A 21,112-nucleotide genomic window follows, 5' to 3' on the forward strand; every position below is an offset into this window, starting at 1 on the left:
ACTTACGCGAATAACTCCATTTGCGTCTCCCAACTGTTGATGGAATACTTTTTAAACTGATCAACTATTTGCATTACCCTGGACCGAAAAGGACGTTCAACACCAACATTGATTGGACGCATCCATGGTTCAATAAACGACTTCAGCCGGTTTACTTCCTCGGGGTGATGGAGGTTTAGACATAACGCTACCTGATCTCTAACTCCTGGAGGAAGTTTACCTACAGCTTTTCGGTCATGCCCCTGAATTTCAAACGCGCTAAGGAACGACAACGGCTGATAGAGCTGGTACACTGCTCCGATGAGCATGTTCCTAAGTTCGTTGTCCGATTCATTTGAGTACTGAGATTGAATTGTGTTCCAAATGTCTTTTACTAGTGATGGTTTTTTGATTGTTGGTGAAAATTGACGTACTATGCCTAAAGCCCCGGATTGATCCGTGGCCATAACGTAACGTCCAATGATTGTAGCGTTATCCATAGTAAACCCTCCTTAGTTCGCCCTTACCTCCCCTGCTGTGTGGGACGGTAGGCATCGATGGAACAAATATAAATACTTTTTATTTGGATGTGAATAATTATAACCAAATTTTTTTAGCTGCGTACCAGTCGGCGATTTGTTGCCTGGTCCATTCGAAATACTGACCGTTGCATTTGAAGGTGTCAAGTGTTTGCATTATCCTGTCGTTATCCTCGTTTGATTTTGAACCGATCAAAGTGTATGTGCCTTTTGGTGACGTGAACTGGTTGTGGATGTATGAGCCGTCCGGATTTAGAAGCATGACACCTCCTGTATTGAACGATATCTGTTGAATTGATCAAGCGTATGGCCGGAGCATATAGCCTGCACAATGGCAAAGGCGGTGATGTGACACCTCAACACGTACACTGGAGTTTGCTGGTCCGCCCAGGCTTGATGTACGGTTCGCTGATTTGTGCTGACAACTCCGGAGTTTGTTTTAAACTCGAATCCGTAAGCTTTGCCCTGGTGAATAAGGATCATATCAGGTTGGCCTGCGATAAGACCTGTAGCCTTAAGCTTTGTGGCCTCGCGGATATCTCTTGTACTTCCATTTGGCACCGCAAATAGGCAGCGCCGCGTTTCTGGCAGCTCGGTCCAGCACTTCTGGAAAAAAGCCGCCTGAATTTGGTCTTCAGACATAATGAAAATTGTTGATGTACTAAGATACGAAAATACGTTTGGACAAGCAAAAAATAGTTGTGTAGGTTGTTTCTGGCTGTGTAGGGTTTGTGTAGGGTTTCAAACCGGCGTTAAAATATTGATTATCAACGTTGTGTAGGTGTGTAGGTCTTTTTTGCCTTATAGGCTCTTATGAATTATATATGTGTAACGTTTGTTTGTGTGTCTGCTGTAGGCTGTGCAAGTGTAATAAATGTTTATTTTCTCATATATGTAAGACTGTAAAATATAACCTACACAACCTACACAATAAATCTAACCGATTGACTTATAGATGTTTTTCTGTGTAGGTTTACAAATTTTATTCCCTACACAATGTCTACACAAGTGCTATTAAAGTCTACACAAAACGCATAAAAAAAACCAGCCGAGTTGGGCTGGTGCGGTACCAAAGGTGAGAATTGAGACGTCAGAAAAATCTTCTTTTACCGTGGTTTTTACAAAGAAGAACATCCTCTCCTTGGCCCCACCAAATAAAGTCCAAGTGATACCTGGCAGAAATCTTGACGATTATAGGTATTTTGTAGACTGATGGACGGGACGCGATAATGATAAATTGCTCCATCATTAACAGTTCATCAGGGGTTAACTCCGCCTTAATCTTCCGATCATCATTTATTATACGGCCATTAAGTTCGTGCTTAAGCTTCTTAGAAAGCTTTTCAATTTGTTCTTTCATATCTATTGTTTAAAACGGTGTAACTTCTTCCTCATCGGATTCAGATTTCGCGGCATTTAAAAGTCTTACTCCCTCTTCGGATATAGCCTTAAATTTCCGTCCCTTAGCTGTCGAGACTGCAGACACGCGGATTGTCTGGTCCGTCTTGACATCAATACCGTGCTTGTCACAATAAGCCTTCAGCGCATCGCTGATAACCTTGTGTTTAGCTTCGTAGTTCCTTGGGATGTTGTGCTCGGTATAGTAGTTCGAAATAACCTTTTTAAAATCCTCGTTAGTGATTTCCCCCTTGCTAACAAAATCATTAAAGCATTCGGAGATAATTCCTGAGGCGACTTCGCCGTAGTTTTGTTCAAACTTCTTAAGCCATCCTTCCTCAGTCAGTTCACCTGGTTTCAGCTTGCAGCCATTTTGCATCCAAACCTGCACGCATTCAGCAATATAATTGTCGTATCCTGAATAGTCCTCATCAGTCCAACCATTAGGGAAATGAATCCCAAAATGAACATCCAACCCGCCACACCTCGTAAAAAAGTCTGTGAACTCAAGAGGTATGATACGTCTAATCAACCCACCATCGCTATCGGTGTAGCTATAATTGGTTTGCATGATAAATTTTGGAGCATCCTCAACCTTAACCGTCGTGATGTCCTTCCATAATTTTTTCAGAGCGAAGGATCCGGTCGCCGGTTCCTTGAAATTCTTAAAATCAAAGTTCTTGTGCAAATCACTGATTCCAAATACTCGCTCTCCGTTCCATGACTGGAAGTAAGATTCATCGAATTTCCCCTGAATTGATGGCTTACTTGTATATGTTGTGGTAAGTTTAAGTAAGTTACAGAAGACATTTTTACCGCTACCTCCTCCCATCCTAGGATCGTAGCATGATTCGGTCAGAACGATAATAAAACCAGTTGTTTCATCTTTCCATTCGTGAGCCAGATACCCGATAGCTGGCTTTGCGTCTTCCGGCTTTACCAGGGCTAAGTTTAGATATTCAACGAACCGGCCGCCCTTGCCTGTTACGTAATCTCTAAGCTGTATTCTGTCTTTCCAAACTAGCCTATCGAAGTTGTCATACGTTGAGAAATCAACAGACTCCTTGGTTATATGAATATACCCGTTTTGATAGAATTTGTAGCAATCGTTACGGGTATCCTTGGCTATCAGTGACTCCTCCAACAATGCCAATCTGGTGGCTATAAACTTTGTGTTCTCCTTAAGGAACTTTTCGAAAACGTTACATAGCTTCTCGTACTCATCGGCTTCTTCTTCTCGGATATATGATTTCAGGATATCCTGAAATTGCCTGTCGGTTATCTTCTCGACCACGTGTCCACTAACGTAAACAATTTGCCCCTGATAACCATATAACCCCAATTCCTTGGCAACGTAAAGCAGAGATTCATAGCTTACTGATAGCTTTTCAGATTCTGAGTCGTACTTGATAAATACACCATACGGATGATCCTCTTGCAGCTGTTGGACCGTAGCTTCGTAGGACTGTTTAGCCTGATCGCTGAAGTTCGCTGGTATAGGTTTACCTGAGGCAGCAGCACGTTTCACGATTTTCTGCTCGACTGCAGGTTTTACTTTACCATAGCCATTGTTAACTAAATGCCAATATGTTTCAGACTTATTACCCTGAAACTTAAGTTCGGCTAATAGGGTCGCCGGGTGATATCCTCGCATTCCTTCAAGATCGGTGGAAGTGGTGAAGATAAAAAACATACGCTTATCTACATTCCATGAGGCAGAGACACCTTTGTCTTTACCTGGACGCGTGAACCAGTAGAACTTAGCGTTTTTGTGGCTGTACTTCCATCCGAACTCCTGAATGAGGGCTACAGGATCAACAGAATTGTTATAGTGCTCGAATGGGTTTTCATTATATACAGATTCCTGAGACTTACCAAGTTTAGGCTTTGGCGCTTCCTTGACAATTTCAGAATAGCTCATGCAGAGCGTGATTAATGCCTCCCGTTCTTCCCAAGTGATCGTTGGTATGGGATTGTCTATCTCAACAGTATAACCGAGCGATGGAGGCGCAAGGAAGTACCCGCCTTCGCCGCGTGTCTCAAGAAAGTTAACCTCTTTGCTAGGGCGCTTAATACCCTTTGACATTTGGAGTTCGATCTCTGCCTCTGTTGCAATGCGGCCCGCCAGCTTAAGGTTACCAGGCACCTCATGACCTTCAACACGATATGGAATATGAAGACCGGTTGAGGGTGTTCTATGGAAGCGTAACTTGCTAAAGAGTGTAGGATGGAAGGTTCGGATATCTTGAAGCAACGTGGTGTCAATACCGGGCTTAAATTTCACATCAACATCAATAACCTCCAGGTTTCCTGATATCTTTCCACACACAATTGCAACGGCGGTTGTATTCCTCTCCTCCATTTGTTGCCATAACTCCTCTTTGGTGATTTGCCTGATCTGAAATTCCTTCCAGGCCTTGTATGGAGTTTTTGCGAGATATACAGCCCCCATCTTAGTGGTCTCGTCTTTGTCGCGAACGGGTATTATCGAAAGGCCAGACTGAAGCATCGAGTCAACATTCGACCAAATTCCGGATAGTGTATTCATATTGTGATGTTATGGAAGTCCAAATTTTGTACTGGCATTTCTCTTTGGATATAGGCCCAGTTATCCTTATATCCCATTGCTTTCCCGTAGTCTTTCAGAAAACCCTCCTGCTCAGCTTCTTTTGCTCTAGCTACGCGGGCTGCAAATGGTTTCTTGTCCTTAAGGTTGGCGTATAGGGCCAGCTCTTTAGGTGTAAGTTCGCTGATCCGCCTGCCTTTGAGAGGAGCCAACTTATTCGTAACGTCTTCAGCAATGCCAACCTCGGTACTCGCTGGCTTCTGTGGGATGTCAAAACCGCAATACTTACAGGTCTTAGCCATAACGAATATTATACTTTCGCACTTGGGGCAAAAGTTGATTGCTGCGACTCCGCCTTTCACCTTTTTTGGCTTCGCGGTCCACATCTTATCCCACGGGTGCGGATGGAAGTATGCTCCGTGACGGTCAAAGTTGCTGCCGTAATCTAGAGTACGGAAGAACATACCCTCTTTTGGACGGTCCGCCCTGAAGAGCATTTGTAGGTATATCGCTAGCGATGTTGTTGCTCGGTAAAGTACGATCAGGTCAACGGGCGGGTAATCATAGCCAGTAGTCATTTTACCGACACTGATCATAATGTTTGTCTCGTTCAGGTCCTCAAACCGGGCTATCTGAAATTTCTCATCGGTACGCCGGCCGTGATTGATTGAACACATAAAACCCTCACGCGTCATTCGATCATAGACTTCCTCGGCATGGTCAATTGAGGCACAGAAAAGCATGCATTTGTTGAAAGGCGTCTCGCGTAGATCCTTGAAAAGTTCTTGGTAATGCACTTCCGTACCGAAGAACTTTCGTTGGCTCGCCTCTGTAAACTCCCCGTTACGCTTCTCGAGCTTGTCGGCGGCTTTACCAGACTTACGCTGGATATGCTGATAGTCACACAAAAATCCGTTATCAATGAACCACTGCACATCGTATGTGGTGACGCATGTATTATAGAGCTTGGGCAGGTGTTTGGCCATTCGGAAATCCGGAGTAGCAGAGAACCCAAGCCTGCGACCGTAGGTAAGTTTATCGAGCAGATTCGTGTATCTCCCGCTATGACACTCATCAATGATAATTTGAAAGTTGATCGGTAAGCCTCGCTCGTCAACTTGGCCAGCGAGCTTGTTAAATTGTTCGAATATCAACGGCCTCCTCTCAAGTGTCTGCGTCATGGCAACATAAAATCCGCCCGGCACAATGGGGATGTATTTGGGAGTTTCGTCGTTTATACCGACCGCACCGGCCTCTTCAAGGTTTTGGTTGTATACGTTTTTACGTTCAGTGAGTATAAGAGTGACTCCGCCTTTGTTACAAACCTGGGTACCAATATAGACAAAGGTCTTGGTCTTACCAGTACCCCCAGGGGATTGGCCAATCACGTGCTCGTGCTCTTTAGTGGCGACAGCAAGGTTTTTAACGAAATCTTGCTGGTAAGGCCTTAATGTATAGTTGAGGACACGCATATTCTACCTTCCTGTTATAATAGTCAAGCCGGATGGACCAGTAACTCTACTCAATGCAACATACATCTGACCGGGTGCGAAGCATTTTCGGCTCAAGTCTACGGTGACTTCGGAGAATGTCATGCCCTGGCTTTTGTGTATGCTGAGGGCATAAGCAAGACGCACCGGGATTTGAGTGATGCTTCCAATTTCCCTGAGTTCCAGTTTGTCCTCCTGCTCATTCAGGACATATTCCATTTTATGAAGTTCTACCTGCTCCAAAGCATAGCGCACCTCACCAATTTCAATAAAGTGTTTTCCATCGTCAACCATGAATGTTCCTATGGCACCATTGAACAGGTTGTTGTTTTTGGAGTTCACTAGGTACATGATCTTACAGCCATCTTTCAGAACAACTCTGCTCTCTAGATTGAAATCCTGCAGTTTCGCGCTGCCGGTGACGGTCGCTATAAACTCGTGTTCTTCAGCATCGATACCAGACAGACCAGCAACATTATATTGTTGGACAGTACTATTATGTGGAGCCAATATGACACCTTTAGGCTCCGTACCTACAAACTGCCGGAAGTAATCTGATTTACCACCATCGCGAACGGTGTTAAGAGCTTCAATGAAATCTGGATCAGATTGGCGAAGTATCTCATCCAATTCGATAGTCTGTACTGAAAGCTTTTCAAATACCTTAGCATTAGAGAAATACAGATCGTCGTAGGTGCTGAGCAATACGCTGCGCATATTATCATCAACCACGACGGGTAACTGCTTTAGGTCGCCGATAAATATGATTTGTTTATCACGAAGCGAACCGCATCCGTTTTTAACCATTGTCCAGTTGACCGCATCGAGCACGTCTGGGCGGAGCATACTCACCTCATCAATGAAGATAACGTCAATCTTGGCGATCAGACGCCGCTTCTCAGATTTGAACCACCGGCAAGTTTGAAAGGTAAGTACGCCGAAAGGATCAAGCGCAAACATGGAGTGTAATGTTTGGCCACCGATGTTGTTTGCGGCAAGTCCAGTGGGTGCCAGGGCGACAACGTTTTTACCCTTCTGTCTCAGGCGGCTCATTGCTTCCTTAACAACGAACGATTTGCCTGTTCCCGCCTTACCCGTCAGGAAAACATTCCGTCCAGCTTCGACAGCTTTAAGAAATTCAGCTTGTTTGGTTGCAAGTTTCATAACCCAGCCTCCTTTCCCGATTGCTCACGAAGCTTCAGATACAACCTCCAGTAAAGCATCTTTGCTTCTGGGCCTACCGGATCGGACACGAATCCAACCTCTTTTTTCGCGGACTCAATGCGGGCCGTATCCTGGGTAATAGCCCATATCCGAATTTTAACCTCGCGGACATCAGGCATTTGACCCTTGCCGTAGAACTTGACGTATTTGTTGCACGCGTTGCAGACCTGTTTAATATGCGGCCCAGCATAAACGAATTTTGCCTCGTCTACCGCCCCGCAGGTTCGGCACTCGTGAGGAATCATTAATTCCATAGCTAAAGTAATTAAGTTAAAAACCCTTTAAGGCTTCAATGGTCTCTACTCCAAATCCACCTTAAAGGGCTGATTATCTTTATAGCCTGTAGAGAACGGCTTATTTTGTTGCTGTATGTGTGCTGCCGGGCATCGCCAATTCGCACATACAATAATACAAAATTAATTATACTTTTTATTCATGTATGAATAAATTTTAAGCTGTCAAGTCTACAAAAGTGCCCTTACCTGATCCACTTTTGCGGTGAATGCTTTATCTCTTCCGTAGAGGTCATAGAATGTTTCTCTTGCGTAGATAACAGTCGAGTGGTCCCGGTTGAACAGTCTGCCTATTGCTTTCAGCGGCATCTTAGGGTTGGTCTTAATGATCATACCTATCGCAATAAACCTGGGTTCACTGTACTCTCGGCTACGTAAGGGCGAAAGAAGTCTTTCCCGGTCAAGCTTAAGTACTTCGCATACGATTTCTATAATTCTCACAGGGTCATTTTCGCGCATGTTCAGTCGGGACATGACCTGCTTTTGCTCGGGCAGCCCGGCGTATAGTTGTGGGTGGATCATGCTGCCTCCTCCTTTGAAAGTTCACTTAACCATTGATCGTAAATGTTAGATGCAATTTGCGCTGTCATTACAGGGGGGACGGACATTCCGATTAGGTAAGGATTATTTGATGGCGAAAAATCATAATCTAATGGAAAGGTTCCTATTTTGCATCTTTCCTCATTCGACAGATATTGAGGATAATCAAACTTAACCATGCAATCTGCTTTGGCCGTCAGGGTGCCAACGACTTTATCTTTGTAAATAAAGTTTTGCCCAAAACCAGTGTTAGGTTTGTTTCTAACCCTACTATTTACACAGCTAAAATCTAAGTCTCCTGGCTTTCTTTGCTCCCAAATAGTTTTGTAAAACTCGGAGATTGAAGGACCATTGTTTGTTTGAATGTCTCCATAAACAATTGGCTTCTCTTTAAAATCCATTTCAATTCGAGGTATTGATCTAAACATGTCAGCTGAATACAAAAACGGCCCCGCAATATCTTTCCTGAGTGCAATAAAAAAAACACGTTCCCTTTTTTGTGGCACACCCATTTTTGAAGCGTCCAAAAGAAAGTGCTGTACATAATATCCTGCTTTATCGAACTCTTTGTATATTTGAATCACATAGGATTTTGCTGCGCCTAATAGTAGTCCTTTGACGTTCTCAGCCACAACTACTTTGGGTTTTAGTTCTTTTGCAAGATCGATAAAGTCGAAGAACAAAGTATCTAATATTTGCATCGACTGACCTTCTCGGAAGACTTTGTCTTTCCCCCAATCTTTTTCACGATTACCTGCCATGCTGAACGATGAGCATGGTGGCGAACCATCCAAAATATCAAGATCATACAATTCATCTGGTAAATCTTTTCGCAGTTTAAAGGTTTGTATAGGTTCCAAGTAGGCGTACTTTGGACAATGATTGGTTATGTATGCCTCCATCATTTTTGGATCGATTTCATTACATCCTATTACATCGAAACCGGCAAGTTTATAGCCCATAGTTGACCCTCCACCACAAGCGAAACAGCTAAAAACCTTTCCTTTGTCTTTTGTAAAGACAGCATCTTTCAATGTCCATTCATAAGGAAACCTATGCGGCTTTACATTCCTTTTCATTTTTGCTCGGTTGATTAACCCCTCCCAGCCTCGGGTAGACTAAGTCCGAAATAATCCGGGAGGGGATTGTTAAACAAATAATTCTCTCTGGGCACTTTCGGCGGCCCTCGCCTTTGTTTTTCGTACCCCCTCTGTCACAATCACCATCGCTGACCAGCCTTTCATATCGGGCGTTATCCGCGTGTACCAGTCGCCCGTAGCATCATGCCTGACCACCGTGATGTAGTCGCGCGTTCGGTTGTATACGGTACGCTTTACGCCTCCGACCTCGTGCACGTAGCACTGACCTATTCGCAGCGTATGAACCGGTACGCGCGGGTGCTCGGTTAGTGTAGCTGGCGGATGGTATATGTTTGAGAGGGGGTGCATGTGCTACTCGCTAGAACGGTAGGTCATCCGATCCGTCCGGGGCCGCAACTGGTGCCGGAGGCGCATACTGCGGTGCGGGCGTAGACTGCGCGGACTCCCCAGACTTTGAAATCCTCCATACGACAAGCGTATTGAAATACGAAGTTTTACCAGTCTTGTCCGTCCAAGGGCGGCCGCGCAGGTTGAAACTTACATCTATCTGATCGCCGGGTTGCAGATTGTCAAACAACGCAGTCTTGTCCTGCATCGCCTCAACCTTAATGTACTCAGGATATGTCGGGTTTTCCGCATACTCGACAATAAGATCGCGTTTTTTAAATGTCTCGCTAACATGCTGTACTGGGCCAACTTCATGGACCTTTCCTACTATATTCATATTGTTTCCGGTTTCACCAGAGCCGGAGTGGTTTAGATTATTTCACTTGTTCGTATGTACACCTGCTCTTCCGACAATATCTCATGCGTCTCAACCTGCAAGTCCCACCGCTTGGCCATAATGGCATCATGATCGGGTGCTGGTTTTGGCAGGTATCGCTCGATTTTATTTGCCGGGATCCAGGCGCCAGTCTTGGTATTTTGAAACCATTTACGACTTACCTTTACGATATGCCTGGGCAAAGTGGAGAGGTCTGGTTTTGTCATGGTTAGGCGGCTTTACGTGATTTATTGATCGCTTTATATTTAGCCTCGTATTGAATGAACTCAGATTCAATCTTAACACCATTCGCCTTCGCATACTTTTCGGCGAACAATCGCATGCTGTCAAGCTTCATTTTACCTAGGTCCTGTTCGTCACTATGCGTAAGGAAGAACTTGAATATCTCAGCCCATCCGGCCCGCTCGGTAATCGTAATTGAATATGATTCTACGGCTTGTGCTTTTGGAGCGCTGAACTGCCTGTCAGCTTGCTGTATCTGAACCGTTAAGACAGCATCGGCAACAGCTTTAGAGGTCTGCTCCAAGGCTTTCGCTTCCGATTCTGCTTTCTGCTTCTCCTCAAGTTCGTCTTGTTGCTTCCGTAATTCCTCCGCGGCGGCGCTTGCTTTACCTTGGGCAATCTCTTCACGTCTTGAAGGAATAAGCGATAAAAGGTGATTAGCATACCCTGTGATCTCCGACTTGTAGTGCGGCGCAATCTTTTCAAACTTGCCCTCCTTTGCCTTTATTACGATGTCTGGCATTTCATTAGCAACCAGTCCGCTCGACAGTGTAACATTAACCTGATCCCATCTTTCTTGCTCCAGATTACCAGTAACCCCTGACAGCAGTTGCTCCACTGCATCAATAGTTTCTTCGCCAGATCCCTCGAAGGCCGCAAGCAACTCAGCTTTGTCGCAGCTTAACATAGTGGCGTATGCGGTCCTAAATGCTGCTTCTGCCTCAGCGAACTTTGTAGCACGTTCCTTTTCTTTGTCGAGCAACAATTGTTCAGCAGCTCGTTTCTCCGCTTCTTCCTTCGCGTATGCAGCAACAGAGGCGTTACGCTTTGCCTGCAATTCGGTTGCTAGATCGTTCTTAAGCTTGCTCTCTTCTGCAGTATATAGCTTGACAATCTCCTGAATTCTTTGGGTGAACGGTTTACGTGCATCTTCTGCCGCTGCCGCCGCCTTTTTAATACCGGCCAAAAAGTCATTGATTTTCTGATCAGTTTCGGCAGTAAGCTTAACCCCTTCAGCATTAGCCAGAATCAAAAGTTCATCGCGCTTCTTGGAATACCCGGCAACCCATCCTTTGGTTTTTGCAAGGATCTGGCTAGCGCTTTGTATTTCCGCAGGGGTAATCACTGTGATACCCTGCGTAGTATTCTCTGTATTCATAGTTATATGGGTAATGGTGCTGAAACGTATGTTGACGCAGGCACGCTCCGGCGCTTAGGCGCAAAAGGAGTGCTGCTAAACTTCCGGTTGCAATACTCTTCAATTGTCTCCTTGCCAAGTGCCGCGAGCAAACTCTCTGGAGTGCTTACTACACCGCTGATATTCATGTACTGTTTATTCTCAGCTTTGCTAGCGTACCGGACGTTAGCAAGCATAAGTACGGCGTCAATCTCATCCTGATCAATCTCGCCGGTCCAGTCTTTGAAGTTGTAAGATGGTGTCGAGGTCCACTCTTTGGGCGACCAGTTGCAGGCCATATCGATATGTATATCTGGAAAGTTCTCTTCCCAAAGTTGCTTCTCGCATTCGATCTGGATTCCGTTGGAGCGGTAAAAGCCGTGTCTGCCGGATTTAAAGTTTATGATGGCCGTTTTTTCGACGGGCTTTTTAGTTAGCTTAGGTTCACCTTTGCGCTCACCAGATTTGTAGACTTCTCCCCAATAACCTTGCTCCTCAATTGTGAGTTTACACACCAGGTCGATCAAAGTGCCAAAGCCTTTGTCGCTCAATAACACATACTCAATACCAAGCGGTTTAATGTTGTAGTCAAGCGCAAATTGGATGAATGCAAGCATATCTACCTTAAGTTTGTCAGCCCAATCTTTACACTCCTGATGCCAGTAACCATGCTCGCCTGTGTATTCTTCAACTGCTGCATCGGTAGTGTCAAGATCATAAACCTGTTCTTTCAAGAACTTACCGATCTCAAGGTGCAGCAAAGTACCATATTGCTGCGCTAGGGTGAGCAGCCGGTTTGCTTCCGCCCTGCCATGTTTAATATACCAATCCAGAAGTGGATCCTCCATAGGGGCGCAGCTGTTGATGGCAGTTGTTAGGCTGGTGTAGAGTCTAAGTGGCGATTCTAGAACTCCCCCTTCATTGATGCGAATGTAAGACCGGCCTCGGCCAAAGTTCACCCGTCCGACTTTATAGCCAGGAAGCCGCAACGCCTCCTCATCAAACCAGTCTGTATGTACTAATTCGTGTGTCATTCTATTTGCCCTCCCCTATTTCTAAAACTTTAGTCTGTTCATTGATTGCCCCGCTTGCTATCATACGGGTAGTAATCCTGTTCAAGTCACCACCGGCATCGATATACGCCCTGACAGCCTCAATATTTTCCTCGGTAAAACTTGGAATGAGCGTAACAACGGGGTACGTACGTGCTTCACCGGGGTTGTACGACTTTTTCATTTCAATTTGTAAGTTGAAAGGGAAACCGATGATTGTATTGGCTCTTTCTCTAACCATATCAAACGACTTGGTAATACTTGGGATGCTGACTTCTTTAGCCTTAGTTTGGTAAGTCCAATAGCCTAGTACGCCTGTCATTTTCAAAAGGACAAAACGCAGGGTCAGTGTTCGCTCCCACTTGAGCTTTTTAATCCGGGGATCAGTAGCTGACACATTTTCCACATACTTACCTGTAGCCGAATCCCAAATAGTGAATGTTGCACCGTCACCCCATCCATAGCGCTTACCTTTGTCCCAGCTTTCAAACTGCTCATTACAAACCTCACTAACGTTATCGCTGATAAATGCTACCTGGAGCGACTTTGGTTTTTCACCAAATAACCGCGTGAACTCGTTCGCAAAATTTCCGGTCGGCCGGAAATAGTCAATTGCTTTCGGGTATTCAACCCCCGCCGCTGTTTTGGCCTTGATGCCTGTTTTAATTTTTCCGATTTCCGGCAGCGTGCTGGCATTGTTCGCCTTCGTTGCCTTGATAATGCGTCCTGTACTCATTTTGATATAGTTTTATGCCTTACGGCGGTTAATAATTATCTCAATCGCTTTATGCACCCTTTCCTCCTGCGCCAGTTCCTCCTCTACATTAGCCCTCATCCGATCTGCCCGGTACTGATAGTTAGCATCCGGATGGTCTCCCCAGTCGGCAGGCATGCGTTCAGATGGCACCTCAGTACTGCGAATGCCCTGAGGAGCGGCGCTTGTTGGTTCTGCGACCTGGCTAGAAGTAGGCCGTGACTTGCGCCATAGGCACGACACGCGTTTAGCGGCCTTGCGAATCGCGCGCAACATACGGTTGCAACAGTCTATCGCTTTGCGTGTCAGACTGCGGCTCTGGACAGCCATCTCCTCAAAGGATGGGTTTGTGGCCAGCCATGATATGTAATCCTGTAGTGTCATGATGCTTTCCTCCTGTTCGATATTAGCCTATATTTCTCCATGTAAGCATCAAGAGAGCTTCTTTTGAACTTTACCGCCTGTCCCTCTTGGAAGACTCCAAACTCAACCTTTCTTCTGAGTAACCATTGCTTACTAAACCCGATATATTTGGCAGCTTCGTCAACCGATAGCCACCTGTCTTCTTTCAGCCGAAGGTTTTCAGCCATGACGCTTTCTATCTTCTCTACCGCACTGTTTATTGTTTGGGTGAGCGTCTGGAAAGTCTTGCTTTCAATTACTACAACTTCCATTATGCAGCCCTCCTTATTTCTACGCCAAACACATGCTTAACATGGTTCAGGACCGCTTTTACTTGCTCTTTCGAAAGCGGAGCGGTATGTTGCTTTGCGTAAACCTCAAGGTAGTTTGAAGCCTCCTTGTACGACATTTCAAGCTTGGGCTGTAGAAACTCATCCCAATACTGGTCTTTCACCTCTTCCCAGTTATCCATTAGGTAATCCCAGGCATCATAAGACTTGAAATCGTCAACATCAGTCTGGAATTCGTTCAGCTCATTGTCTGCAATAAACTGCTCCAACTCATCAGCAGTGATTCGGATAGCAAACGGTTCGTCTGAATAACTTAGGTCTGGAGTGATGTAATGATAAATTACATCGTTTCCATCGCGGTCGATGTCCCACTTCTCGATTAGGTTTGTTTGGTTGGTGGTTTTAGCTAGATTTGTCATAACTATACTTGTTGTGTGGTTAATGAGGCTTCCGGTTTTTGTTTGGCGACGTGGCCGGAGGCCTTTGTTTATTTTGTTCTTGTTACGATTAATTTTCCTGGTGAACTTATCCGGTCTGTTGAGTAGCTTCTCTCAGGATACTTATCCTTGATCTTTCCGCTGATGCGCGGAGCTACGGTGCTTCTACCTGTTTTCTCGTCAACGGTTAACTTTCCGCCTACTTCCATGTCTTCCAGAATTGTTGTCCATGAGATCTTTTTAGGCAATTCAAATACTTCCATTATATTATTCCTTTACTTGTTGCGTATTGAACCATTTGAGGCTTACTGCTAAGTCCAGTCTCATCCTGTATCGTCTGCATGTGCTTCTTGACTGTCTCAACTGATATAAATAGTATGTCTGCTATCGTCTTGTTATCGTGAACTGATAGGCTGAACACGTCCGACTGGCGTGCGCTGAGCTGTGTACCGTATACCCGTAGGTTATCGCATCCTTTACCCCGGTGGGTACAGGTGGCCCGGTTAGGACATGGTGCGTATTCAGGTTCAGACAGATTGCCATGAGCATCAATATCAGGATCATCGTTAAGCGCGCCATAGTTACATATCACAAACTGCTCAAGCGCCGAGTCTTCGCATGGTCCTGCGATTCGTTCCATCGCCTTACGCTTTGTTGGATTGTCGCGAAGGGCGTTACGCAATATGTCCTTCTTACTCTCCGGCACCCTGCTAAACGGCATTACCATCCCTCCCATCAACGCCTTTACTCTGCGTACGCCATCCTCTACCACGGTGAAGAACTCAACTCCTTCATCTAGTAATCCTGCTGGTATTCGGTTGGTTGTTGTCATTTTACTACTTATTGGTTATTGTGAACTGATTGGTTATATTTACCTTTGTTGCTGTTGAACAATACAAATGTAATGGAAGTATTTCCATTTTTCAAAATATTCAATGGAAATTTTTCAATTATTTTTCAATATCAATGGAAGATTTAATTAAAATGTTGATAGACAGTAATTTAAAAACTGTATCGAAAGACACTGGAATCCCCTATGACCGCATGTACAAGTGGACAAAAGGTGTATCCAAGCCTAAAATCGAGGACTATAATTTACTGCTTCAATATTTTTCAGATGGAAATTTTTCCAATTCTATTGAAATTATGCGGCCTGAAGGGGAAATAGTCACCAATAAAGTAGCACGAAATAAGGAGACAGGACTGATACCGTTCTATAATGCCGACTTTATGGCTGGGAGAAACGACAATAGTGTTTCAGACGGTTCGGAGCACCCTGATTATTATATGGATGTCCCTGAGTTCGCAGGGTGTATAGCGTTCCGGGCATTCGGTGATAGCATGGAAAAGCTAATTAAATCAAGCAGCGTGCTTTTCGGGCTGAAACTGGATAGTGATTGGAGAGAATATATTGAGTATGGCCAGATATACGGCATCACCATGAAGAATGGGCAGCGATACTTGAAGTATATACGAAGGGCTAAAAGTGATAGGCACTTCCTCCTTAAAAGTGAAAATGAGAATTACGACGATTTTGAAGTACCTAAAGAGAAAATAAAAAACATTTGGCTAATCCAGGGCTGGATCGATAAAAGAGCATAAAACAAGAAAAATTATGAAGAAATCAATTTTAACGTTCTTATTCATGGCTGCCATGATAGCGGCCATTGGACAAACAACAAAAAAACCAGTCGGCTTACCTCCGGCGATTAACGGTATTCATAGAGAGTCGCTGACTTTCGCTATGTCTGTTCTTACAAGGGGATCTTCTGACGACCTTGACGAGATAAAGGATGACATTTTGTCTAGACTATCATCGCCTAAATCACCTCAATTAATCAGAAAAAATAAAACTGTTTTGACAAATTACGTCAATGATATGGGTCGCTTCGGCGAATCGTTAAATTCATTATTCAATTACACCGAAGACAGCCTTCCTTTTGATTTTTATTCATTCAATAATTTGAAGGTATTTATGCAAAGCGGTGTCATTGCAAACTTCGAACTGAATACATTGAAACTTGATGCACAGGAAAGAGCGTCCTCTGTCGCAAAAGAGGTTTTGCTTCCGGGACTGTCCAACTTCGCGCCATTAATGACTTCCGCGGACATCAACTATTTCGGTATCGTTTGTGGTTTTGTGGTAAGGGATTTTTCGAAAGATGAAAATAGTGTCGCATATAAAGACGGAGAGACAGTCGCGATAATTGTCCCGAAAAGCGTAGTTAAGCGTTACCTTGCCTCTGAAATAACTGATGAGGAAGTAATTAAACTATCATCGTTCTACAATTCGAATAAGACGACACGAGGCGTTAAGAAAATTCTAGTAAAATAGTAAATGGACCGGGGGTTTCTCTTCTTAGTAGCTCTGATGCTGTCTGTACTATATATATGGCTAGTGAACATGTTTTACAGAAACACATTAAGAAGCAAAAAGGAATACGACGGCATGATTGCCTTAATGGTGCGAGAAAGGGAACTTATTAAGGCGGACAGGGCAAAGTTCAGGCAGGATATAACTAAGTTAAAACATCAGCTAAAGTCAAGCCAAGAAGCATTTAAAAACTACGAACAGGAGATTCAAAAGAGAAACAATACTATTGTTGGAATGTCCAAGCATTATGAATCGCAATCCGCGTTGTCAACGCACCAAAAGAATATCGAGATTCAAGGGCTAATCAACAGGTATGACGCACTTGTACACGATTATGTTAAGGCTAGGATTGAATCACTGGAGCATAAGCTGCCAGGGTTTGAAGGGAACGAGCAGACATTGATCGATATAGCAGAGATGAAAGAACAAAAGAAAAAGAAAGAGATATCCGCGATCGAATACTTGGACAGACTTAAAATCATCCTTGACTCGATACAAAGAAAGCTCGCTTAACTACACTTATACACTACAATAAAATGTCACGACCAGCAACACCCTATGTAAGAAATGCCCGTCCAATTGATATGTCGGTTGTTCACAGGATAACGCACTTCAGGGAAAAGTACATTTCTAAAAAGCAGACCGACGCGGCTCCGCTCCTGGGAATTCCGCAACCTACGTTATCATCCATCGAGGCTGGCAAGCGTACCATTTCACAAAAAGTACTGACTGCTTATATCACCAAGTACAACCTGAACACTGAGTGGCTAACCACAGGCAATGGAGATCCGCAAAGAAAGCCGGAGTCTGGTAGCGCCATGGCCCGCACGCTGCACTCGTTGGAGGTAGAGATTACAACACTAAAGGGGGTTATTAAAATGTTCGAAGCTCAGCAAACACACCTTTTTAACCGGCTTGAAACGATGAATAAGAGGCTGGATGCTCAGGAGGAGCGCATCAACCAGCTTACCCATCGGTAGGTTGCCTGCCAAACACCATATCGTCGGCCGCATCCAGCTCGTCGGATTTCATAATATCTTGAATATACTCCTGATGCACCTTTAGAGATGTGTGTCCTAAAAGCCCCATAGTAATCAGTGGATTTTTAATTTTTGCGAAGGCCATTTTGGAGTACGTATGCCGCGCAATATGAGTAGTTATCTTTTTATCTATCCCAGACCTGGCTGTAATCCTCCTTAGGGCATTGTTGACTACGCACACCGAACGCTTCAATTCCCTTAACCTAGCCTGCTCATTCTCTTGTGGCTCCAGCGAATGGTCATAGTACCACTTATATATCGGGAAAATACGGCCTGTCGCTACTTTATATTTATTGAGTATCTTGATGGCTTCTGGCCGCATCCTGATATCAAAATGTTTATCCGTCTTTTCGTCGAAATAAACCAGCCTATCACCTTTGATGTTTTTCTGCTCTAAAGCAAGAACATCACCCACCCTCATTCCTCTATTATAAAACTGTAGCAAAAATATATCCTGACACATCTGCTGGTGGCCGCTGAGTTTTTCAGTGTTTATAAATGCCTCGAGCTCTTCTTCGGAAAGCTTCCTTTTAACCGGCTTTTTTCCTACAATTTTTATTTTACAAGTGGGGTTCCCGAAGTAAAGGCCTTTAGATTGGCAGTACTGTAAAAACTTACTGATCCATGAACGCTTCTTTCTGCGGGTACTGGCTGCATTTGGTTTATGTTCTTTTGTCTCCAGATAAATAAAAAAACCGTCAAGCCACTGTTCATTAATATCTTCCAAAAAAACACTTTTTCCGGCAAAAGATTCTATTTCATTGGCCAGTGCCATATGTGTATTATACCGTGTAATTTTATTCTTTGACCAGAACTCGCTTTTTGCATAACCACGGATCAGATCCGGCACGCTATCTCGTTTCGCTGGTTCTGTGTCTGTCTCATCCATAGACTCGTTTCTTAGAACCTGCCTGGCATTTGAAGATATTAAACTGCCGTCAATAACTAACCTCTCAACTCTATTGTACTCTTCGATTATCTTTAAATTGATTTGCGCAGCGTTCGGATGCTTTCTGGCCTTGACTCTACATGTGGTTGGGTCCCACTGATCAGGGAGAATTTTTGCAACTGTCGTCTTTATTGGTTTACGATCTATTATTACCTGAATAACCACTGGGTGAGTTCCGTCTGAATAGGTTTTGTGTTTGTAAAGTAGTATTTTTACTGAGGCTGCCATTGCATAAAAAATGTGCTTAGTGTAAACAATGGTGTAAACAAACATAAATTTCGGAGTCTGCAGGTTGTTTACACTGTCATCACAAAGCTACTAAATATTATTGCAAAGACATATTCTACAATAATCTAATATCTAAGAATATTAGTAAAGAATCCCTTCGGGAACACTTAAGGGGAGTTAGCAATGCTAACTCCCTTCTTTTTTAACCGGTAATTCAAACGAGAAAAATATCTTTCCGTTGCCCCCGGTTACGCTCAGGTCGCTGCCGTTATTCTGTAAATAGGTTTTGCATAGATTTAAGCCCAACCCTACACCAGCAGAATAGTCGGTACTTTTCATTACGCCGTTTTCCGCTGTAGCCGCCCTAATCGCACGTTGCAGAGCTCCGGCATCTTCCAGCGAATTTGACACAGCAACCTTCCCTACGCCCGTATCTTCGCTTAAACCGATCGAAATTTGTCCGTTTTTAGGCGTAAATTTAATCGCATTATCTATAAGGTTCCTTAACACAAGCACAATCTCATTCCTGTCGGCGTAAACGGACAACGCTCCGGCAGTTTGCATTTCAAGCTCAATGTCCTTCCGCTGTATCAGTGGCATGTACGCTGGCAAAAGTTCATCCAGCACTGCTTTAACGTCGAACGTGACGGGCACTGATTGAGAACCTTCCATCCGCCCCTTAGCCCAATGCAGGAGCGTATTCACGGTGCTATTAATCCTGTGGATGTTCGCTGTGTTTTCCTTGAGCAAAGCTCGGAGTTCTTCATTATTCAACACCTGCATATCATTTAGCTCGAGTATACTCATCAAGCTGTTCAACGGGCTTCTCAGGTCGTGAGCCACAATAGAGAAAAACTGATTCAACTCCTGTGTCCGCTCCTTCACGCGTTCTTCAAGTTTGAGGTTATGCGTTTGTACCAGACGTAAGTTTTCATCACGCGCCCGCTGTTCCGCAGCAATGATGGTGTTGTACCTGTCACCAAGCGCAAATGACAGCAGTAAGAGCTCGCCTGTAGAAGCAAGCGGCACAAGCTGCATCGTGTATTCATTTACCTCGATAATACCGGCGAGGCTAAGGGTAACGATGGCCACACTGATCCAGATGAGCGACCAGGCTGCCACGTAGTACTTCGCTGCTTTTAAGCCCCGCCTGTAAGCAATTATTCCAGAGATCCACAGGGTCAGGGCCACAGATATGGTAAGCAGTTGCGCAATAGATGTCGATGTACTCTTGAATCCGGCAGCACTCAGAAAGAATAGGATTATACCGCAAACACCGAAAAAGTAATAATATTTAAGCATGGATGGAACCGTTACCTCGAGGTTGAGCAGGCGACGGCAAAACAATAGCGAGGTAACGACAGAAAGGCTCAGGAACACATGTGGATGTTTGCTCATGAATATCCGGAGATCTGGCCCCAACAGAAAACTATAGCCCCTTATGTATATCAGCATGTAGAGCGACAGACTGAGCACATAGAGGGTATAATAGAGATATGCTTTGTCTTTCAAACTGAAATACAAAAAGAGGTTGAACAATAAAAGGGCAATTAGCACACCTATATAGGCATACTCTATCCGGTCCTTGTAAGGTACCCTTTCTACCATGGCTTCCGCCGTGGAAAGCTTAAGCGGTACTACCATTATATTGTTGGTTTCAAGCCGCATGTATACGGTCGCGACGGTATCTGGACTTAGTGGCGGCAAGTCGAAAACATAGTCGTTATCAACCTTCACACCTTTAGTCTGCCTGAACAGACTTCCGGCGCGCACATGCCAGGTACCACCGTTCGCATCGGGCGCATACAAATCAATCTGCTCGATATTTGGTGCGTCGAGAACGGCATATACCTTCTTAAATCCATGATGTCTTACCTGAAATCTGATCCATATGGCACTGCTGGTGTTCCCGAAGTTCAGAATATCTTTATCACCGGGCCTAAAGCGGGAAGCCAGTTCAGGGGAAGTAATCTGCGCCAGAGTTAACTTGGCGGTACTGTCGGAGTAATAACTAACCAGCTTACCGATATTACTCAGGTCGAGCGGCACGGGGCTGCGGCCAACCGCGCTGAAAACGCCGAAACACAGCCATAAAAAAACACAAAAAGCACCTAGTCTTACGATTCGAAACGTCAACATACAGCTTATATTTGGGGCATTAATCGCCTAAATTAGCAAATAATAAAGGATTTCACACCTGCAACACAACGAAGGGCTTGCGGAACAACCGCCCCAATACTTTGTATCTTCATTTTTACAAATTCAAAGATTTTA

At 44.4% G+C, this 21,112-nt stretch carries 26 protein-coding genes; 4 read left to right on the forward strand and 22 right to left on the reverse strand.

The genetic code is table 11. From position 1 onward, the window contains the following. Positions 1 to 2: 2 nt before the first annotated feature. The 20 genes from QEP07_RS15960 to QEP07_RS16055 all read right to left on the reverse strand — a co-directional run bounded on the left by QEP07_RS15960 (position 3) and on the right by QEP07_RS16055 (position 15,079). Positions 3 to 308 (reverse strand): hypothetical protein, encoded by a 306-nt coding sequence (locus tag QEP07_RS15960; RefSeq protein ID WP_285011272.1) that lies wholly within the window; start codon positions 306 to 308, stop codon positions 3 to 5. 462 nt (positions 309 to 770) lie between these two features. Continuing rightward, positions 771 to 1,160, reverse strand: a complete 390-nt coding sequence (locus tag QEP07_RS15965; protein ID WP_285011274.1) for a VRR-NUC domain-containing protein — start codon at positions 1,158 to 1,160, stop codon at positions 771 to 773. Between the two features lie 448 nt (positions 1,161 to 1,608). Then, complete coding sequence (locus tag QEP07_RS15970) at positions 1,609 to 1,878, reverse strand: hypothetical protein (RefSeq protein ID WP_285011275.1); 270 nt, start codon at positions 1,876 to 1,878, stop codon at positions 1,609 to 1,611. Positions 1,879 to 1,887: 9 nt separating this feature from the next. Then, positions 1,888 to 4,464, reverse strand: coding sequence for a bifunctional DNA primase/polymerase (locus QEP07_RS15975; protein ID WP_285011277.1), 2,577 nt, complete (start codon positions 4,462 to 4,464; stop codon positions 1,888 to 1,890). Beyond that, the gene (locus QEP07_RS15980; RefSeq protein ID WP_285011280.1) at positions 4,461 to 5,954 is read right to left on the reverse strand and encodes a DEAD/DEAH box helicase; all 1,494 of its coding nucleotides are present in this window, start codon (positions 5,952 to 5,954) and stop codon (positions 4,461 to 4,463) included. Before QEP07_RS15980 ends, QEP07_RS15975 begins: the two co-directional genes overlap by 4 nt. Before the next feature lie 3 nt (positions 5,955 to 5,957). Next, positions 5,958 to 7,136: an ATP-dependent DNA helicase gene (locus QEP07_RS15985; protein WP_285011282.1), complete on the reverse strand. Its 1,179-nt coding sequence runs from the start codon at positions 7,134 to 7,136 to the stop codon at positions 5,958 to 5,960. Beyond that, entirely contained in the window at positions 7,133 to 7,450 is a 318-nt protein-coding gene (locus QEP07_RS15990; RefSeq protein WP_285011284.1) for a hypothetical protein, read from the reverse strand. The genes QEP07_RS15985 and QEP07_RS15990 overlap by 4 nt, the downstream gene beginning before the upstream one ends. A 210-nt stretch (positions 7,451 to 7,660) precedes the next feature. Continuing rightward, positions 7,661 to 8,011: a helix-turn-helix domain-containing protein gene (locus QEP07_RS15995; RefSeq protein WP_285011286.1), complete on the reverse strand. Its 351-nt coding sequence runs from the start codon at positions 8,009 to 8,011 to the stop codon at positions 7,661 to 7,663. After that, positions 8,008 to 9,108, reverse strand: coding sequence for a DNA cytosine methyltransferase (locus QEP07_RS16000; RefSeq protein ID WP_285011288.1), 1,101 nt, complete (start codon positions 9,106 to 9,108; stop codon positions 8,008 to 8,010). The genes QEP07_RS15995 and QEP07_RS16000 overlap by 4 nt, the downstream gene beginning before the upstream one ends. A gap of 69 nt (positions 9,109 to 9,177) precedes the next feature. Beyond that, entirely contained in the window at positions 9,178 to 9,477 is a 300-nt protein-coding gene (locus QEP07_RS16005; protein ID WP_285011290.1) for a hypothetical protein, read from the reverse strand. 10 nt (positions 9,478 to 9,487) lie between these two features. After that, positions 9,488 to 9,853 carry a DUF3127 domain-containing protein gene (locus QEP07_RS16010; RefSeq protein WP_285011292.1) on the reverse strand — a complete coding sequence of 122 codons (366 nt, stop codon included), beginning with the start codon at positions 9,851 to 9,853 and terminating at the stop codon, positions 9,488 to 9,490. A 32-nt stretch (positions 9,854 to 9,885) separates the two neighbouring features. Continuing rightward, on the reverse strand, positions 9,886 to 10,119 hold the full coding sequence (locus QEP07_RS16015) for a hypothetical protein (protein ID WP_285011294.1): 234 nt from the start codon (positions 10,117 to 10,119) through the stop codon (positions 9,886 to 9,888). Positions 10,120 to 10,121: 2 nt separating this feature from the next. Next, positions 10,122 to 11,294 (reverse strand): hypothetical protein, encoded by a 1,173-nt coding sequence (locus tag QEP07_RS16020; protein ID WP_285011296.1) that lies wholly within the window; start codon positions 11,292 to 11,294, stop codon positions 10,122 to 10,124. A 2-nt stretch (positions 11,295 to 11,296) separates the two neighbouring features. Then, positions 11,297 to 12,346, reverse strand: a complete 1,050-nt coding sequence (locus tag QEP07_RS16025) for a hypothetical protein (protein WP_285011298.1) — start codon at positions 12,344 to 12,346, stop codon at positions 11,297 to 11,299. A 1-nt stretch (position 12,347) separates the two neighbouring features. Continuing rightward, entirely contained in the window at positions 12,348 to 13,100 is a 753-nt protein-coding gene (locus tag QEP07_RS16030; RefSeq protein WP_285011300.1) for a recombination directionality factor, read from the reverse strand. A gap of 12 nt (positions 13,101 to 13,112) precedes the next feature. Next, on the reverse strand, positions 13,113 to 13,502 hold the full coding sequence (locus QEP07_RS16035) for a hypothetical protein (protein ID WP_285011302.1): 390 nt from the start codon (positions 13,500 to 13,502) through the stop codon (positions 13,113 to 13,115). After that, a complete protein-coding gene (locus tag QEP07_RS16040) occupies positions 13,499 to 13,792 on the reverse strand; it encodes a helix-turn-helix domain-containing protein (RefSeq protein ID WP_285011304.1) in 294 nt (97 codons plus the stop codon). Before QEP07_RS16040 ends, QEP07_RS16035 begins: the two co-directional genes overlap by 4 nt. Continuing rightward, positions 13,792 to 14,229, reverse strand: a complete 438-nt coding sequence (locus QEP07_RS16045; protein ID WP_285011306.1) for a hypothetical protein — start codon at positions 14,227 to 14,229, stop codon at positions 13,792 to 13,794. Before QEP07_RS16045 ends, QEP07_RS16040 begins: the two co-directional genes overlap by 1 nt. 68 nt (positions 14,230 to 14,297) lie before the next feature. Beyond that, positions 14,298 to 14,510 carry a hypothetical protein gene (locus tag QEP07_RS16050; RefSeq protein ID WP_285011308.1) on the reverse strand — a complete coding sequence of 71 codons (213 nt, stop codon included), beginning with the start codon at positions 14,508 to 14,510 and terminating at the stop codon, positions 14,298 to 14,300. Beyond that, positions 14,510 to 15,079: a response regulator transcription factor gene (locus QEP07_RS16055; RefSeq protein WP_285011310.1), complete on the reverse strand. Its 570-nt coding sequence runs from the start codon at positions 15,077 to 15,079 to the stop codon at positions 14,510 to 14,512. The genes QEP07_RS16050 and QEP07_RS16055 overlap by 1 nt, the downstream gene beginning before the upstream one ends. A 134-nt stretch (positions 15,080 to 15,213) precedes the next feature. On the opposite strand from QEP07_RS16055, the gene QEP07_RS16060 reads away from it, so the two are divergent. From QEP07_RS16060 to QEP07_RS16075, 4 genes are all read left to right on the forward strand, one after another. Further along, the gene (locus QEP07_RS16060) at positions 15,214 to 15,849 is read left to right on the forward strand and encodes a S24 family peptidase (protein ID WP_285011312.1); all 636 of its coding nucleotides are present in this window, start codon (positions 15,214 to 15,216) and stop codon (positions 15,847 to 15,849) included. Between the two features lie 13 nt (positions 15,850 to 15,862). Continuing rightward, the gene (locus QEP07_RS16065) at positions 15,863 to 16,582 is read left to right on the forward strand and encodes a hypothetical protein (RefSeq protein ID WP_285011314.1); all 720 of its coding nucleotides are present in this window, start codon (positions 15,863 to 15,865) and stop codon (positions 16,580 to 16,582) included. A 69-nt stretch (positions 16,583 to 16,651) separates the two neighbouring features. Next, positions 16,652 to 17,134, forward strand: a complete 483-nt coding sequence (locus QEP07_RS16070) for a hypothetical protein (RefSeq protein WP_285011315.1) — start codon at positions 16,652 to 16,654, stop codon at positions 17,132 to 17,134. Positions 17,135 to 17,157: 23 nt separating this feature from the next. Continuing rightward, a complete protein-coding gene (locus QEP07_RS16075; protein WP_285011317.1) occupies positions 17,158 to 17,601 on the forward strand; it encodes a helix-turn-helix domain-containing protein in 444 nt (147 codons plus the stop codon). Here QEP07_RS16075 and QEP07_RS16080 read toward each other — a convergent pair. Together QEP07_RS16080 and QEP07_RS16085 are read right to left on the reverse strand one after the other, a co-directional pair. Then, on the reverse strand, positions 17,588 to 18,838 hold the full coding sequence (locus QEP07_RS16080) for a tyrosine-type recombinase/integrase (RefSeq protein ID WP_285011319.1): 1,251 nt from the start codon (positions 18,836 to 18,838) through the stop codon (positions 17,588 to 17,590). The two genes, QEP07_RS16075 and QEP07_RS16080, sit on opposite strands and share 14 nt — an antisense overlap. Before the next feature lie 186 nt (positions 18,839 to 19,024). Continuing rightward, on the reverse strand, positions 19,025 to 20,977 hold the full coding sequence (locus QEP07_RS16085) for a sensor histidine kinase (protein ID WP_285011321.1): 1,953 nt from the start codon (positions 20,975 to 20,977) through the stop codon (positions 19,025 to 19,027). Positions 20,978 to 21,112: the final 135 nt, after the last annotated feature.

The sequence above is a fragment of the Pedobacter faecalis genome (genome assembly GCF_030182585.1).
GTDB lineage: Bacteria > Bacteroidota > Bacteroidia > Sphingobacteriales > Sphingobacteriaceae > Pedobacter > Pedobacter faecalis.

What these genes read in the sequence shown, in the direction of transcription:
- QEP07_RS16070 (WP_285011315.1), top strand. Translation starts at nt 16,652, where the DNA reads ATGTTTTACAGAAACACATTAAGAAGCAAAAAGGAATACGACGGCATG.
- QEP07_RS16040 (WP_285011304.1), bottom strand. Translation starts at nt 13,792, where the DNA reads ATGGAAGTTGTAGTAATTGAAAGCAAGACTTTCCAGACGCTCACCCAA.
- QEP07_RS15980 (WP_285011280.1), bottom strand. Translation starts at nt 5,954, where the DNA reads ATGCGTGTCCTCAACTATACATTAAGGCCTTACCAGCAAGATTTCGTT.
- QEP07_RS16035 (WP_285011302.1), bottom strand. Translation starts at nt 13,502, where the DNA reads ATGACACTACAGGATTACATATCATGGCTGGCCACAAACCCATCCTTT.
- QEP07_RS16030 (WP_285011300.1), bottom strand. Translation starts at nt 13,100, where the DNA reads ATGAGTACAGGACGCATTATCAAGGCAACGAAGGCGAACAATGCCAGC.
- QEP07_RS16045 (WP_285011306.1), bottom strand. Translation starts at nt 14,229, where the DNA reads ATGACAAATCTAGCTAAAACCACCAACCAAACAAACCTAATCGAGAAG.
- QEP07_RS16025 (WP_285011298.1), bottom strand. Translation starts at nt 12,346, where the DNA reads ATGACACACGAATTAGTACATACAGACTGGTTTGATGAGGAGGCGTTG.
- QEP07_RS15990 (WP_285011284.1), bottom strand. Translation starts at nt 7,450, where the DNA reads ATGGAATTAATGATTCCTCACGAGTGCCGAACCTGCGGGGCGGTAGAC.
- QEP07_RS16050 (WP_285011308.1), bottom strand. Translation starts at nt 14,510, where the DNA reads ATGGAAGTATTTGAATTGCCTAAAAAGATCTCATGGACAACAATTCTG.
- QEP07_RS16015 (WP_285011294.1), bottom strand. Translation starts at nt 10,119, where the DNA reads ATGACAAAACCAGACCTCTCCACTTTGCCCAGGCATATCGTAAAGGTA.
- QEP07_RS16075 (WP_285011317.1), top strand. Translation starts at nt 17,158, where the DNA reads ATGTCACGACCAGCAACACCCTATGTAAGAAATGCCCGTCCAATTGAT.
- QEP07_RS15985 (WP_285011282.1), bottom strand. Translation starts at nt 7,136, where the DNA reads ATGAAACTTGCAACCAAACAAGCTGAATTTCTTAAAGCTGTCGAAGCT.
- QEP07_RS15995 (WP_285011286.1), bottom strand. Translation starts at nt 8,011, where the DNA reads ATGATCCACCCACAACTATACGCCGGGCTGCCCGAGCAAAAGCAGGTC.
- QEP07_RS15975 (WP_285011277.1), bottom strand. Translation starts at nt 4,464, where the DNA reads ATGAATACACTATCCGGAATTTGGTCGAATGTTGACTCGATGCTTCAG.
- QEP07_RS16010 (WP_285011292.1), bottom strand. Translation starts at nt 9,853, where the DNA reads ATGAATATAGTAGGAAAGGTCCATGAAGTTGGCCCAGTACAGCATGTT.
- QEP07_RS16060 (WP_285011312.1), top strand. Translation starts at nt 15,214, where the DNA reads ATGGAAGATTTAATTAAAATGTTGATAGACAGTAATTTAAAAACTGTA.
- QEP07_RS15965 (WP_285011274.1), bottom strand. Translation starts at nt 1,160, where the DNA reads ATGTCTGAAGACCAAATTCAGGCGGCTTTTTTCCAGAAGTGCTGGACC.
- QEP07_RS15960 (WP_285011272.1), bottom strand. Translation starts at nt 308, where the DNA reads ATGCTCATCGGAGCAGTGTACCAGCTCTATCAGCCGTTGTCGTTCCTT.
- QEP07_RS16085 (WP_285011321.1), bottom strand. Translation starts at nt 20,977, where the DNA reads ATGTTGACGTTTCGAATCGTAAGACTAGGTGCTTTTTGTGTTTTTTTA.
- QEP07_RS16020 (WP_285011296.1), bottom strand. Translation starts at nt 11,294, where the DNA reads ATGAATACAGAGAATACTACGCAGGGTATCACAGTGATTACCCCTGCG.
- QEP07_RS16065 (WP_285011314.1), top strand. Translation starts at nt 15,863, where the DNA reads ATGAAGAAATCAATTTTAACGTTCTTATTCATGGCTGCCATGATAGCG.
- QEP07_RS15970 (WP_285011275.1), bottom strand. Translation starts at nt 1,878, where the DNA reads ATGAAAGAACAAATTGAAAAGCTTTCTAAGAAGCTTAAGCACGAACTT.
- QEP07_RS16055 (WP_285011310.1), bottom strand. Translation starts at nt 15,079, where the DNA reads ATGACAACAACCAACCGAATACCAGCAGGATTACTAGATGAAGGAGTT.
- QEP07_RS16080 (WP_285011319.1), bottom strand. Translation starts at nt 18,838, where the DNA reads ATGGCAGCCTCAGTAAAAATACTACTTTACAAACACAAAACCTATTCA.
- QEP07_RS16005 (WP_285011290.1), bottom strand. Translation starts at nt 9,477, where the DNA reads ATGCACCCCCTCTCAAACATATACCATCCGCCAGCTACACTAACCGAG.
- QEP07_RS16000 (WP_285011288.1), bottom strand. Translation starts at nt 9,108, where the DNA reads ATGAAAAGGAATGTAAAGCCGCATAGGTTTCCTTATGAATGGACATTG.